This window comes from Thermosphaera sp. (assembly GCA_038827615.1).
Classification (GTDB): Archaea; Thermoproteota; Thermoprotei_A; order Sulfolobales; family Desulfurococcaceae; genus Thermosphaera.
Genome location: JAWBNK010000001.1, coordinates 963,067 through 977,189, shown reverse-complemented (window position 1 = coordinate 977,189; position 14,123 = coordinate 963,067). Strand labels below are relative to the sequence as shown.

Sequence of the window (14,123 nt, the reverse complement as noted above, 5' to 3'; positions counted from 1 at the left end):
GATTCCTATATATTTCCATGACTTACAAATAATATGGTGGTGTAATCATGAAAGGTTGGTGGGGAAGAATCCTACACGTGGATCTGTCGTCTGGGAAGACCAGAGAGATTAGGCTCGATCCTAGCGTATATGCCGAGTATATTGGAGGCAGAGGATTAGCGGCTAGATTACTATGGGATTTCGTGCCCCAAGGCGCTGACCCGTTATCACCCTATAACGCTCTAGTATTCGCTAATGGACCCTTATCGGGACTACCTTTACCGAGCAGCGGCAAGATACAGGTAGCATCGAAGAGTCCGTTGACGAATGGTTATGGAGACGGTAATCTAGGAAGCATGGCTTCTTATCACCTTAGGAGAACCGGCTACGATGCAATCGTAGTTACAGGGGCGTCTCGGAAACCAGTTTATATATATGTTGAGAACAACAAGGCAGAGATTCATTCAGCGGAGGATATATGGGGGAGGAACGCTTTTGACGCAGAGGACATCCTATTGAAGACTCATGGGAGGAATACGGGTGTTCTACTCATTGGTCCTGCTGGGGAAAACATGGTTAGATATGCTACGATAGTTTCGCAGAAGGGTCGGAGTGGGGGGAGACCTGGAGTAGGTGCTGTGATGGGCAGTAAGAAGCTGAAAGCCCTAGTCGTGAAAGGCACTCTGGAGCCAGAGATCGCGAACCCTGAGGAGTTGAAAAAACTTAGTGAGGAAGCCTACAAGAGCGTGACTCAAAGCGATAATTACGACTACTGGATTCGCCAGGGGACTATGTCAACTATTGTTTGGAGTAATCAAAACAGTGTTTTGCCCACTATGAACTTCAGGGAAGCAGTCTGGGAACTCTACGAGACGATAAGCGGCGACTTGATGGAGAAGCTTAAGGTTGAGAGAAAGGGATGTCCATACTGCAACATGCAGTGTGGAAATGTGATTGAAGACGAGCTTGGCGAGAAAAGCGAGCTCGATTACGAGAACGTTGCCATGCTGGGTAGCAATATACTGCTCCCCGATTTGAAGCGCGTTGCAGAGATCAACAAGATTGCAGACCTTATGGGGGTTGACACGATAAGCCTTGGAAGTAGCATAGGGTTTGCGATGGAGGCGAGCGAGAAAGGACTGATAAGGGAAAGACTTGAATGGGGAGATTATAAGTTGATCAGGGAGCTGGCGCTCGACACTTCATACAGAAGGGGGCTTGGGGATTATCTCGCTGAAGGAGTTATGAGGATGGCATGGGGCCTTGGAAAGGAGGCTATGGAGTTTGCCATGCATGTTAAAGGATTAGAAGTATCTGCATACAACTGTCACGCGGCCCCGGGGATGGCGTTGGCGTATGGAACATCTTCGATAGGTGCTCATCACAAGGATGCTTGGATAATAAGTTACGAGGTCCGAACAGACAGGTTATCTTACTCTCATGAAAAAGTAGAAAGGCTTGTATTCCTGCAAAACATCAGAGGCGGAATGTTCGAAAGCCTTACCACGTGCAGGTTGCCATGGGTTGAGGTCGGCTTAAATCTTGAATACTATCCAAAGTTCCTCTCAGCTGTTACCGGAATCTCTTGGACTCTCGACGATATGAGCCAAGTAGCGCAGAGGATTTACACGTTGATCAGAGCTTTCTGGATTAGAGAACACGCTGGCTGGAACCGGATGATGGACTATCCGCCCGCGAGATGGTTTAAGCATCCACTGACTAAGGGACCGTATGCGGGATCTAGATTGGATCCTGCAAAGTATGGAGAGATGCTCAACTACTACTATAAGTTAAGAGGGTGGGATGACAACGGTGTTCCGCTGAAATCTACCCTGGAGCGATTAAACTTGTCTTTCACAATCCCGGTGCTTGAAAACCTAGTTGAATTGAAATGATTTTTTAACAATCCACATTACTCATCAATAAAGGGGGGCTCACTTGCTCTTATTGATCGATGAAGTTGAATTGAATGGATCTTCTCACAAGGTTGTCAAAATTAGAGGTCGAATTACTCGTGGCTTAGGCGAGGGAGCATTCTATGTTGCTAAATATATGGATGAATTTGAGAGAGCACTGGGCTTTAAACCGTTTCAAGGAACCTTGAACATAGAGCTTGTTGAGGCATTAGAAGACATGTCAAGGTGTAGCGGAGTAGTTGTAAATCCGCCAACGCCGGAGCACGCCCCCGTTCTCGCATACAGAGCCTTCATCGGTGACGGAGTAGACGTATTCGTCGTTAAGCCTTTTAAGACAAAGCATGATTCGAAAATAATTGAGATAGTTTCGAAACACAGGCTGAGAGATCTTCTCGGATTAAAAGACGGGGACATCGTTGAAGTTTCAATAATTTGTAACGATTAAACCCTTCTAAATGAGTTGGACGCTCCTGAGATATGTTTCAATATCTTCTATTTGACTAACCGTTCTAGATACTAGAGCATTGTAGAATCCAGGGTAGGTCAGCAATAAGGTCGTGAGCAATATTAACACTCCTGTGAAAATTGCTAATACGATGTTAGCGGTTCTCGTCCGAGCTTCTTGCTTCTCTTTTCCAGCTGTACCGAAGAATATGATATAGAATAATTTCATGTAAGAGATCAATCCAATAGTGCTGGCTACGATCATTGCTATGGCTGATGCAACATTATATTGGAAGAGAGCTTCATAGAGGAGTAATTTGCTGAGGAATCCTGGAAGAGGTGGTATACCTGCTAGAGTCATGATGGAAGCCGTTAGAGCCGTCGAGGCAACAGGGTGTTTGAATCCGAGTCCACTTATGTCTTCGAGGCTTCTCGAACCAGTTGCCTTAATGAAAACGCCGCTCGAGAGGAATAGGACTGATTTCGCCAGCGAGTGAACGATAGTGTGGTAAATGAAGGCGGAAAGGCCGAGCACCGTTCCTGTTGAAGCAGCCATGAATAGGAACCCGGTATTCATTACTGTCGAGTAAGCGATCAGTCTCTTCAAGTCTTTTTGAATATTCATGAGAAGAGCTCCGATAATAGCTGAGCATGTCCCAGTGAACATGAGGATAATGGATATAGCATTCTTCAGAGTTTGGACCTCTGGGCTAATGTTTCCACCAAGAACAATATACATGAATTTGTATAGGGACACACCGCCTGTGTTTATGACAAGCCCGCTCAAGAGTGCTGAGATAGGAGTGGGGGCGGCTGGGTGCGCATCGGGTAGCCAGAAATGGTTTGGAAATACCCCGCTCTTAATAGTAAACGCCCAAGCCATTAATACGAGACCTATTCCGAGGGACCACAAGTAGGCTTCCGCGGGAACTCCAGTTATTGAGAAGTATTGGCCACGAATCTTCCACGCCAAATCCACGATGTTTAGGGTTCCATAGGCATTATAGAGGAGTGCACAGGCGACGAAGTAGAGTGTTGTGCCCATTGCTCCAACGAAGGCGTATTTTAAGCCCGAGACTATAGCGTATGCTTTGCTTCTATAGTACATTACAAGCGAGTATGAAGAAACGCTCGTTACCTCAAGCATGACGAATAAGTTGAAGAAGTCGGCTGTCAGAATTACGCCCATTAACCCTGCCTCCGCGCCCAAGAGTAGAATAGTGTACCATAATTCACCCCCGTCTCGTATATATTCTATACTGTAGATGAAGATAAGGGTAAGGACGAGAGCAGTCGTGAAAGCTAATATGGCGTTTACTCTATCCAGGATGTAAATAATGCCTATTGGAGGAGGCCAGCCTCCTGCTTTGAAAACTACCGGCTTATCTTCGGTGTAGGCAGTCATTAAGAGTCTGGCTGAAACTATCAACGTCACTAGGCTGAAAACTGTGCCGTAGTAAACACTGATCCCTCTCCTCTTAAGAATGCTTGAGGCCAGTGGAGCGGAGAAAGCTCCGATAGTTGGAATAAATGGGACCATTCCGATTAACAAGTAGTCCAGGTTCATTCAAACCACCTAATCGAAGATTTTTACAGCAGCCCTCTCAAACTCCTCGCTGATGATCACCCTAGCCTCCTCGGGAGATGTTGTTGTCACGTTTATCCAGTTCACGTAGAAATATCCGTCTTTCTCGTCTACAACTACTGTTCCAGGAGTGTTTGTGATCGAGGAGGCTACGAGGAGCCTAGCCCAATCGCTTTGGGCCTTTAATGGAATCTTCACGATGCCCGGGTTTATTTCAAGAGTGAATATTCTTTTCACAACATCCATGTGAGCTTTAAACTCAATTATTGTGATGTATTTTACAAAGTAAGCCATCAATGTTAGCAGGCGTTTGGGTTGCCAGAGTTTTCCCTCGTTTTGAACAATATAGGGTGTAATGAAATAACTGCATAATGCAGCGACTATCGTCCCTGTAACAGCGTCGTAAATTGTGATGCTACCTGAGAACAAAATGTAAACAATGAATACTATTAAGGCTACAGCAACGTGCTTGATCATTCCTTCACCGCCTCCTCGCTGAAGTATTTCACTACAGTTTTAGCATCGGTCGAGCCTGTAATGCGGAATGCTTGAATGATTCCGAAGGCAATTAGAGCGTTAACCGCCATGCTGATGACTATTCCTGTTAACACTAACGCCTGAGGCAGAGGGTCAACCGCATGTTGCCTCAAGTACTCGAGGTTTTCCAGACTCAGCTGGGTTAGAACAGGTGGTACAGCTGGCTGGACGAACCTGTACCCTATGAGTATGAAGGTCAGATTAGCTGTGTCGCTGAGAATCGTTAACGCTATGAGCTTCTTGGTCAAACTCCTCCTGTAGATTATTCCGTAGATTGAAATAACGGTATTCACAAGTAGCATTATCAATACCATGGACCATGCGAAAACGTCTTCGCTCATGCCACCACCTCCTCACGAATCTCCTCCTTGTAAACGTGCTCGAAAGTGGATAAGTACAGGAAGACAGCAGTGAACCCCGAGCCCACGGCCAAGTATTCAAACAAGTTGTAGAAAAACAAGCTCCCGCTCAACAAAACACCACCGACCTCTGCAGGGTAAAGGGATGTATTGGTGACAAGCTCGAGACCCCTTATCACCGGGAGGACAGCCGTTAAGCCTATGCACGTCATCGCCGTGCTCCTCGCGATCACCAGTCTCGTGGAAGTAACACCTGCACTGAGGAGGCGTGTTATCGAGAATGTTGGGATGAGTAGTATGGAAGCCACTGCTAAGGTGGATCCTCCTTGGAATCCTCCGCCAGGTGTTAAGTGTCCGTGCAGAGCTATAGACGCCGATACGCTGATTATTAGTAGTGCAACTATCTTTGTCCCGTTTCTCGAAATCCTTGTCAAACCTAATGGCTTGCCTTCTTTCGGCGGCTCTCTTGTAAGCCTAAATATCGATAATCCTCCAACTATTGCGAGGAAAAACACTGCGGACTCGTAAATAGTGTCTAAGCCTCTGTAATCCCAAACAATTGCTGTAACTGCCTCGGGGCTTTTCGAGGAATAGTTCCCAAAATAAGAGTTTTCAATGTAGAATAGCCCTAAGGGTTTTAACTCCTTCACTGGTTCAACCAACTCCATGTAAGAGATCGCGAGAGCTATCAATAGTGAAACGGCAAGAATTACGAATAAGATGATCATTCTTCTACCCACTTCTCTCGCCTCCATCGAACCTCTCCGTTTTACTAACTATGTAGACGAGTAGCGCTGAGTAAATGCCCACGGATACAGCTATGTATGCCAGGAGTACGTCTGGGGCTACAAATAGCTGTAAGATGATGCTGTAAGCGATGCTTTGCCCAGCCGAGAAAACTATGGCTTTCAACAAATCCTTCTCAGTTATCGCTAGGAATACAAATGCTATTGCTAGGAGGCTGGCAAAGGATAGCAGTAAGTGGATAAGAGTGATCAATGCGAGTCCTCCTCCAAATGATCTACCGTGGGCTTCCATTGAACGGTTTTAGATTTGTGAGCAGCATAAGCCAACACGTGACTCCCCACAGGGGCAACTATTAGGATTATTATTCCTGTGACGAAAGCGCCTCCGGCCACCATGTATTTAGCGGGGAAATCATCTAGGGAGAGAACTAGTAGGGATATGCCCAGAAGGGGTAGGAAGGCGCCATATACTGCTCCTATAGTTGCTGCATGCAGCCTTACATAAAAGTTGGGAAACCTGAGGAGGCCTATGGAGGCTAGGAGGTCAAAAACCCCTCCTGCGAAAAGTAGTATTGATCCTATCCAGAATAAAAATTGGTCAAGCATTACTCTCCCACCTCTTTAGAGATCAAGTGCTTGGAAATAAAGACATCTAAAAGATACGCCCAAAGAGCAAGAACGATCGAAGGAGCAATGAGAAGAGGGGTGCGGTAGTATAGAGCTATTATGATGAGAAACACTGCTAGGTCGAAAGCTATGCAGTCCACGGCGAGAACCATGTCGGGGATGGTGGGCCCTTTTACAAGCCTTACAGCATATAACACGACAGCGGCAAGGTATAATGGAGCGCTTGCAAGCAATACTAACGTTAAGTCAACCATTGAATCGGCACCCTTTAATTTTAAAAAAGGCATGGGTAAATAAATCATCCCGTTAATGGCGGACTATATGGTTGAGAAGGCTGTCGAGATAAGAGATTTCACCAAGAGGTTTGATAAGACAGTCGCCGTAGATGAATTGAATCTTGATATTTATGATGGAGAGATATTTGGCCTACTCGGCCCGAACGGTTCAGGGAAGACAACGACATTGTTAACGATTTCGACTGTCTACAAGCCCACGAGTGGAGATATTTTAGTCTATGGTCACAGTGTTGTTAGAGAAGACTACGTGGTGAGGAAGCTCATTGGCATTGCTTTCCAGGAGCCTAAAGCCATGTGGATAGACAAGCCTTGGGACCTCCTCCTCTGGCATGCTAAGATCTCGGGCTATAGTAGTAGTGAGGCTAAATCGGTTGTTAAAGATGTAATGGAGGAGCTCGGGTTGTGGGAGCATAGGAACAAGTATTTCTACCAGCTGAGCGGGGGAACTAGGAAGAAGGTGGAGCTGGCCAAAGTGTTGATTCAAAAACCAAGGCTTGCAATTCTCGACGAGCCCACTGCGCAGGTGGACGTTATTACTAAACACGTGCTCTGGGGGATCATCAAGAAGATGAGAGATAATGGCACGACAATAATAATTGCCACTAACGACATGTTCGAGGCTGAAAGGGTTTGCGAGAGGATAGGAATAATCTACAGGGGTAAGCTGAGGAAAGTCGGCAGTATCGACGAGCTAAAGGACACGATCCCGGGGGGAGACATCTTAGAGATCACCATCGAGGAGCAACACTTATCCACTAGTTTGATCAACGATTTATCGGTATATGGGAAGACGGAAGCCAACAACAACGTGATCCGGATATTCATGAATAAAGGCGAGGAGAAATCGCTGGAAATCCTGGAATATTTGAGGAAGAGGGGCGTTTCTGTAAAGAGGATAATGATTAAGGAGCCAACGCTCGACGACGTCTTCATGTATATAACAGGTGCTAAACTGAGGGAATAGTTTAATGTTAGAGGTTGCGAGAAACGTATTAAGAGTCGTTGAATGGGATTTAATGAAGCTTAGAAGGCAGAAAGCCTTCATAGCCATGAGGACTGCGTGGTTTGTTATACAATCCCTTGTGTTTGGATATGCAATATCGAGACTCGCTCGTCCAGACATAGGCGTCGATTACTATAACTTCTACTTATTAGGCCTCTACTCAGCCCTTCTGTACTCAGCAAGCATTGCTAGAGCTTACGTGATAGCAGACGAGTTCGATGATGGCATAATAGATTATCACCTATCGCTACCCGTAAAGAGAAGCATTCTCGCCATTGGACGAGTTCTAGGAGGCTCGATATCGACCCTCGCGTTCACAATCCCAATGATGATGTTCATACTACTTCTCATAGGACGCATAGACCTCCCGAGCCTTTTAATATCGGTTGCATCAGCTTTCGCATTCTCAACAGGCGTCGTGAGCTTCGTCGTCCTAGTTGTCATGAAGCTTAAATCAACTGATACCACGGACATATTTTTCGGCACCATAGACGCAATACTGGTGAGGCTGAGCTCAATCTTTTACCCCTTACCGATCATAAAGGCCATAGGTATCGAAGCTTATTACTATTCAGCCCTCATGAATCCCCTAACGCACTTCGCTGATTTTCTCAGAGCCCTTCTCATACCTGGGTATACTCTAACACAGTTTTCCCCCGTCGAATCCCTCTTCTACGTGCTCGGCCTAAGCCTCGGCCTCCTAGTAGTCGCGATTGAGCTGTTCGAGAAAAAGCTCGAGGCAGGTGGTGTGAAGTGAGAGCAGAGGTGTTGAACATACTTCTCATTGCAAGGAGGGATTTAGCAAGGTTTTGGCGCTACAAGTATTGGCTCGCTGGTCAAGTAGCTATGAACCTGGCTGACATACTGATTTTCGGCTTGATATTCAACGGAGTAGTGAATAGGCAGCTCATCCCTGATTATGTTCGATTCGTAACCCCAGGGATTTTATGCCTATCATTATTCATTTCCTCCTTCAGTATTGGGAGAGAAGTTGGCGTCGAATTGAGGAGAGAGGTGACTCACTACCTCTTGACTCTGCCGGTTCGAAGGGAGAGCTTGATTATTGGTAGGTTGTTGGGAGGTGCTTTGAGAGGATTGATGTATCAAGCGGGCTTCCTCTTGTTCGCCACCATAATCCTTACAGTGCCGACTCCGAGGGGATGGGCTTACATATTACCAACGTCTTTCCTGGTAGCATTAACCATGTCCAGCATATCGATCTCTCTTTCAACCGTGACCAGGGATTTCAATCTGCAGGCAACGATTAGATCCCTCACCTACTACATGTTGTTCTTTGTCTCCAATATTTTCTACCCGCAGGCTGTAATAGCTTTGAGGCTGGGCCCCCTCGCACCGATCGTTAACTACTCCCCGCTCACAATGGCTACTAATATTTACAGGTGGGCGTTCCAGTACGATGTTTCCATAGACCCATTATATAACTTTATAGGTCTCACTTTATGGAGCGCGATCATAGCGATACTAGCGTACAGGCTATATATTAGGAATTTGCTCAGGGATTGATAATCAGCCAAATATTAATATATTGTGAAACGAATATGATACGTTGGGGCCGTTTTATGAAGGTTAAACAGCTGACTCCAATAGTATCCATAGCTACCCCACTGGCATTCATAACCTTGGCAGCAGCACTCTCCGGTTGGTTCAACCTGTTGGACAACGCGTTAAGCGACCTGGGGCATGCTACGAAGAGCAACGTAGCTATCATATTCAACCTCGGACTCTTAATAGGGGGATTTCTACTTTACACGACCTCCCTTATCGCCTCAAGAGTTGAGAGGGGATTTAGGATCCTAATGGGTTCAGCGGGCTTCTCCCTAGCCTTAGTGGGAGTCTTCGATGAGGTTTATGGGCTGGCTCATTTCATAGTTTCAATCATCTTCTTCATAATCCTCCTATCATTCCTCGTATACTACTCGTCGAGAACGGATGGATGGAGGAGGAATGCATCCCTAATAGGAATAATCGCGTCCATCACAGGGTGGGCGTTGCACTTCACAGTAAGAGCTCCCCGGGGAGCAGCCATTCCGGAGCTAATATCCATCTTCGCTGTGATACCATTCTATCTCGACGTTTACATGGAAGGGTTTAAGAAGGAATAAATTAAAAACCCTTAAAGCTCTATCCATAAGAGTAGATGTTTAACAGGGTGAGTGGAGTGTCCGCGCAGAAGAAGGCTAAGCCGGAGAAGCAAGTAAAGGAGAAAGAGGCTGGAGAGGCAAAAATACACTTAGCCAACATCTACCAGCCCACAGAGGATATTCTCAAAAGACTTGAGAAAGAAGTAAAGAAGAGCGATGTCAAATACTATACACCCTACACTCTCGCAAACCAGTTGAACATCAAGATCAGCGTAGCCAGGAGGATTCTGAGGGAAGCCGAGAGGAAAGGCATTCTCACTCTCTACAGCGGCGGGCGCAGAACACCAATATACATCCCAGCCCGGTAAAGAACATATTCAAAGATTTTAAACCCAAACTTCTATCAAAATAACCTGGCGCGGCGGTCGTCTAGCCTGGACTAGGACGCCGGCCCCCCAAGCCGGAGATCCCGGGTTCAAATCCCGGCCGCCGCAATAATCTTCCCTCTTCCCACAATATTTTACCCTGCCTGCGGGTGGAAAAAATCGTGAGGACATGGTCTTATCGGGATAATCCGAGATACTTTTTGATGATAGGAATACTTGAGTAAAGATTCTCCAAGCTTCACGGGTCAATGGTCGGGTTAGGTATTTGGAATCAAAAGGCCTGATTAGTTCCTGAGGATGAAAAAGCCATTGGTTTATTGCCTTACAGTGTGGCTAGGACGATTAAAACTAGAATGGAATAAAGTTAATTCGTACAGAAGAAATTATATTCTCTGGTTTCCCTGGGTTTTCAAAGAAGGATTCGTATGTATGATTTGAGACAAACGTTAATTAATCTCGGCATTCAGGATAATTATGTGCGAATCTTTATGAGATTTAAGACATTGCTTGCTTGCGTATTGTTGCTGGGGTTTTTCGCAACGTCCACGGGCTTGAGCTTGAACGTTACTATCGGGGAGGACATTAGCACATATGAAGTAATAGGATGCGTGGATATAACTGCTCAAGGTAGTTACAGGCTTTTTACGAACATTACAGGGCTCCAAGACAGTAAGGACTACTGTATAAGAATCACTGCGAGCAACGTGGTAGTGGATGGCGCCGGATACTCGCTCACGGGAGCTGGTGTCGGCATAGGGATCTACGTCATAGACGGGTTCAACATCACGTTGACGAACCTTCATATATCCAGCTATCACTGCGGGATAGATCTCCTCGGGCCTGTGTACGCGTCAATTTTCAACAACACGCTAACTGGGATAAATGGTGAGGGACTAGGGCTCCTGGACTCGAACTATAATAAATTATTCTACAACACCTTTATGAACATTAGTGGAGAAGCAGTCTCCTTGGTGGACTCGGACAATAATACTGTTAACCACAACCTCATAGCGTATTCAAAAACGGGCATATACCTGGACAGCTCGGACAACAATAAAATATTCAACAACTCAGTCTTCAACGCGAGCGAGCAGAGCGTATACCTCTGGGGGTCGAGGGATAACTTGATCTATAACAACTTGTTCAATAGCACTACCAACTGGGCCATCTCAGTCACACACTATAATGATTGGAACGCTAGCCTACAACCGGGAGTAAACATCATCGGTGGGAGCTTGATGGGGGGTAATGCCTGGTTCAACCCGGATGGATTCGGATTCTCGGAGACGTGTGGGGACGGCGATAGAGACGGGGTTTGCGACACTCCCTTCGTACTCGAGGAGAACAATATCGATTATCTGCCTTTAAAATACGTTGAGACGTTGTTGACTACTACGTTGACAACCCCTACCCCCACTCTAATCACCTTTACAACTACCACATTGGAAACGACAACTCCATACTCTTCTACGACACTTCATGAGACAGCTACTAGCCCACTGCCACTTAGTGGGGAGGGAGGTAGTAACGGGTCAGTAATTATAGTTGTAGCTGTCGCCACGGCTTCAACAGCATTAATTATTCTCTACGCCTCAAGGAAGAGGAGAAGTAGCGGGCATTAAAGATTTGCCGCGGATGCTCGAATCTTTCGTGAAGAGAGGGATCTCTGCACCACGCTTGATAAAGGAGGTTTGCTCGCGCATCCTTACGCGGATTCTTGAGACCTCACGCTAAATAAGAGATTTCTGCCCGCGCTATCGGTCACGGAGATTCAAGGCTCGGGCCCGATTTCTCAACGCGCTCTAAGCCCAGCTGTTTAGAGGGTTCTTTGAGGGGGTTGGATATTGAAGAAACGACGGCGTGTTAGGTTGTCCTAATATATAAGGTTGTTTTAGCATTAATTAGACATGGTGGAATGATGGATTTACTCCGTCGAGACCCCTTCTTCAAAGACATATATGACATCACGAATGATCTCCCACGGTTTAAGACCTATGTTAGCGGTGAGTGGAGGTATGGAGAAGACTACTATCCAGTGACCACACCGATAGATGGCTCCAAGATAGCTTTCGCACCAGTATCCTCATTTGAAACGATCGACGGGTCCCTGGGTCTACTATACGATAAGGGCAGGTGGTCGATAAGGGATACTCCAGGCTTCAAGAGGGTGAGAATAGCCCAGAGAATAGCTGACCTGCTGGAGCAGCATGCGGAAGCTTTCGTCGAAGCTCTTGTTTACAACTCGGGTAAAACGTATCAACAAGCCAGGGGCGAGGTTGCGGCGAGCATTTCCAGACTCCGCGACGCCTCTCTCGACGCGAGAAAGATTGAGGGGGAGTATTTGCCCGGGGACTGGGATTCCTCGACCCTTGAAACCGAGGGCATAGTGAGGAAGGAGCCCTACGGGGTGGTCCTCGGCATAATACCTTTCAACTATCCATTGTTCGATGCGGTGTCCAAGTTCACTTACTCCATGATAGCGGGGAATGCAGTGATCTTAAAGCCTCCCTCCGCCGACCCGCTACCGGTTATAATGTTTGCTAAGGTAGTAGAGGAGAGCGGATTCCCGAAGACGGCTTTCTCCATCGCCAGCGTTCCGGGGAGAGAGGCGGATAAACTCGTATCTGATCAAAGGATCTCAGTGATAAGCTTCACAGGGAGTAGCTCGACTGGTAAACAAGTTCTCAGGAGCGGGGGCATTAAACAGTACATCATGGAGTTGGGTGGAGGAGACCCTGCTGTAATCCTTTCAGACGCAGATATTCCGAAATCCGCTAGCCTGGTCGCAGCCGGAATCTACAGCTATGCGGGGCAGAGATGTGATGCTATAAAGCTCATTCTAGTTGAAAACCCGGTTTACAATGACTTCAAGGATTCATTAATCAAGGAGTTGAGCAAAGTAGTCGTTGGAGACCCGCGGAGGCAGGAGACTACGATGGGCCCGTTGATCAGTAGGGATGCGGTTGACAAGGCTCTCGAAGCTGTGAGGAACGCCGTGTCACATGGGGGAGTAGTTTTATACGGTGGAGAGAGACTCGGCGATACGTACATGTTGCCCACCCTAGTCGAATTAAGGGATCATCATGAATTGGTGAAAACAACCCTTTATACGGAAGAGGTGTTCGCGCCAGTATCCCTTATAACTTCATTCAACAATCTAGAGGAAGCAGTAAAGTTGATTAATGGAAGGAGGCAGGGTCTTGACCTAGCGGTATTCGGCTCGAGCATAGACAAGATAAGATATTTGGTGAGGTATTCCGAGGTCGGAGCAGTATATGTTAACGATATGCCTAGGCATGGGATAGGATACTACCCCTTCGGAGGCAGGAAGGAGAGCGGTATAGGGAGAGAAGGCATTGGCTACAGCATAGAGTACGTGATGGCCACCAAGACCATAATCTACAACTTCAAGGGGAAGGGGATCTACCACTATTTGATATGAGCTCCACGTGGTTCAACAAGCGAGATAGAGCGGTGATGGTTGAAAATTGCTCAAAAGTGTTTTCTCAAGCTCACCGTCTGTTTGACGCCTTCTCGGCTTGAAGCTTGGGCCCTCCCTCCATGAAGCCCTCTGGATAATACCAGTTTTTAAACCAGGTGAAACCCATCCTGATTAGTTTCGAACCCAAGCGGGTTTGCTCAGGGGGAGATCCTCTCTCCAGCTCGCGCATGGTTTCCTCATCGTATAAGTATTCAATATACAACCACTCCCCTGGTCCCAGTATCGAGCTCAAACACTCGAGGAGTCTATCCTCGTACTCGCTATTCACGAATCGGAATTCAAAGTCGCTCCATCTTAGAGACGCGTTGATCGCGAATACTTCAATCCAGCGGCGATAGTAAGGGGGTCTTCCATGGAAAATCTTCATAATTAAAAGTCTTCTTGGAACTCCCTTGTAGGTCAAGAATACCTCATAATTCTCTTCCTCGGCAAATCGTCCTCTCTTTTTTACGATGGAGACTTCAAACCCTAATTTGTTTTTGAATGCATCTTCACAAAGCAAAGAATTCACCCAGGTAAAATGTCTGGTCATTGACTATTATATCTTAATTACAGTATTAAGCCCTAGATTCTCAACCATTGAGATTGTATAGCCCCATGGCGGATTATTTTCACCACCATTAAAGAGTCTTGGCTTATTT

General features: G+C 46.5%; 17 protein-coding genes and 1 tRNA gene. 10 read left to right on the top strand and 8 right to left on the bottom strand.

The genetic code is table 11. The annotated features are described in order from the left end of the window. The first annotated feature begins 47 nt into the window (after positions 1 to 47). Together QXH45_05325 and QXH45_05320 are read left to right on the top strand one after the other, a co-directional pair. Positions 48 to 1,874 (top strand): aldehyde ferredoxin oxidoreductase family protein, encoded by a 1,827-nt coding sequence (locus QXH45_05325; GenBank protein MEM2078670.1) that lies wholly within the window; start codon positions 48 to 50, stop codon positions 1,872 to 1,874. Positions 1,875 to 1,926: 52 nt separating this feature from the next. Continuing rightward, positions 1,927 to 2,340: a DUF120 domain-containing protein gene (locus tag QXH45_05320; protein MEM2078669.1), complete on the top strand. Its 414-nt coding sequence runs from the start codon at positions 1,927 to 1,929 to the stop codon at positions 2,338 to 2,340. A 6-nt stretch (positions 2,341 to 2,346) separates the two neighbouring features. Here QXH45_05320 and QXH45_05315 read toward each other — a convergent pair whose 3' ends face one another. The 7 genes from QXH45_05315 to QXH45_05285 are packed head-to-tail and all read right to left on the bottom strand — an operon-like array spanning position 2,347 to position 6,447. After that, positions 2,347 to 3,906 (bottom strand): proton-conducting transporter membrane subunit, encoded by a 1,560-nt coding sequence (locus tag QXH45_05315; protein MEM2078668.1) that lies wholly within the window; start codon positions 3,904 to 3,906, stop codon positions 2,347 to 2,349. Positions 3,907 to 3,915: 9 nt separating this feature from the next. Further along, positions 3,916 to 4,401 carry a Na+/H+ antiporter subunit E gene (locus QXH45_05310; GenBank protein ID MEM2078667.1) on the bottom strand — a complete coding sequence of 162 codons (486 nt, stop codon included), beginning with the start codon at positions 4,399 to 4,401 and terminating at the stop codon, positions 3,916 to 3,918. Continuing rightward, positions 4,398 to 4,802, bottom strand: coding sequence for a sodium:proton antiporter (locus QXH45_05305; GenBank protein MEM2078666.1), 405 nt, complete (start codon positions 4,800 to 4,802; stop codon positions 4,398 to 4,400). Before QXH45_05305 ends, QXH45_05310 begins: the two co-directional genes overlap by 4 nt. Then, positions 4,799 to 5,575 (bottom strand): MnhB domain-containing protein, encoded by a 777-nt coding sequence (locus tag QXH45_05300; GenBank protein MEM2078665.1) that lies wholly within the window; start codon positions 5,573 to 5,575, stop codon positions 4,799 to 4,801. Before QXH45_05300 ends, QXH45_05305 begins: the two co-directional genes overlap by 4 nt. Then, entirely contained in the window at positions 5,553 to 5,819 is a 267-nt protein-coding gene (locus tag QXH45_05295) for a hydrogenase subunit MbhD domain-containing protein (protein MEM2078664.1), read from the bottom strand. Before QXH45_05295 ends, QXH45_05300 begins: the two co-directional genes overlap by 23 nt. Beyond that, the gene (gene mnhG, locus QXH45_05290) at positions 5,816 to 6,172 is read right to left on the bottom strand and encodes a monovalent cation/H(+) antiporter subunit G (protein ID MEM2078663.1); all 357 of its coding nucleotides are present in this window, start codon (positions 6,170 to 6,172) and stop codon (positions 5,816 to 5,818) included. The genes QXH45_05295 and mnhG overlap by 4 nt, the downstream gene beginning before the upstream one ends. Then, the gene (locus tag QXH45_05285; GenBank protein MEM2078662.1) at positions 6,172 to 6,447 is read right to left on the bottom strand and encodes a monovalent cation/H+ antiporter complex subunit F; all 276 of its coding nucleotides are present in this window, start codon (positions 6,445 to 6,447) and stop codon (positions 6,172 to 6,174) included. Before QXH45_05285 ends, mnhG begins: the two co-directional genes overlap by 1 nt. Positions 6,448 to 6,502: 55 nt before the next feature. Between QXH45_05285 and QXH45_05280 the strand changes: the two genes are divergently transcribed. The 8 genes from QXH45_05280 (at position 6,503) to QXH45_05245 (ending at position 13,422) form a co-directional block, all read left to right on the top strand. After that, on the top strand, positions 6,503 to 7,453 hold the full coding sequence (locus tag QXH45_05280) for an ABC transporter ATP-binding protein (protein MEM2078661.1): 951 nt from the start codon (positions 6,503 to 6,505) through the stop codon (positions 7,451 to 7,453). Positions 7,454 to 7,457: 4 nt separating this feature from the next. Beyond that, on the top strand, positions 7,458 to 8,249 hold the full coding sequence (locus tag QXH45_05275) for an ABC transporter permease (protein ID MEM2078660.1): 792 nt from the start codon (positions 7,458 to 7,460) through the stop codon (positions 8,247 to 8,249). After that, positions 8,246 to 9,016 (top strand): ABC transporter permease, encoded by a 771-nt coding sequence (locus QXH45_05270; protein MEM2078659.1) that lies wholly within the window; start codon positions 8,246 to 8,248, stop codon positions 9,014 to 9,016. The genes QXH45_05275 and QXH45_05270 overlap by 4 nt, the downstream gene beginning before the upstream one ends. Positions 9,017 to 9,072: 56 nt before the next feature. After that, positions 9,073 to 9,615, top strand: coding sequence for a DUF998 domain-containing protein (locus QXH45_05265; protein ID MEM2078658.1), 543 nt, complete (start codon positions 9,073 to 9,075; stop codon positions 9,613 to 9,615). 56 nt (positions 9,616 to 9,671) lie between these two features. Next, complete coding sequence (locus QXH45_05260; GenBank protein ID MEM2078657.1) at positions 9,672 to 9,962, top strand: 30S ribosomal protein S25e; 291 nt, start codon at positions 9,672 to 9,674, stop codon at positions 9,960 to 9,962. A 50-nt stretch (positions 9,963 to 10,012) separates the two neighbouring features. Next, a tRNA-Gly gene (locus QXH45_05255) sits at positions 10,013 to 10,088 on the top strand. Positions 10,089 to 10,468: 380 nt separating this feature from the next. Continuing rightward, the gene (locus tag QXH45_05250; GenBank protein ID MEM2078656.1) at positions 10,469 to 11,602 is read left to right on the top strand and encodes a NosD domain-containing protein; all 1,134 of its coding nucleotides are present in this window, start codon (positions 10,469 to 10,471) and stop codon (positions 11,600 to 11,602) included. Between the two features lie 296 nt (positions 11,603 to 11,898). Next, positions 11,899 to 13,422: an aldehyde dehydrogenase family protein gene (locus tag QXH45_05245; protein ID MEM2078655.1), complete on the top strand. Its 1,524-nt coding sequence runs from the start codon at positions 11,899 to 11,901 to the stop codon at positions 13,420 to 13,422. Between the two features lie 70 nt (positions 13,423 to 13,492). Here the strand turns inward: QXH45_05245 and QXH45_05240 are convergent, their stop codons facing one another. Continuing rightward, positions 13,493 to 13,984, bottom strand: coding sequence for a DUF1122 family protein (locus QXH45_05240; GenBank protein ID MEM2078654.1), 492 nt, complete (start codon positions 13,982 to 13,984; stop codon positions 13,493 to 13,495). Positions 13,985 to 14,123 lie beyond the last annotated feature (139 nt).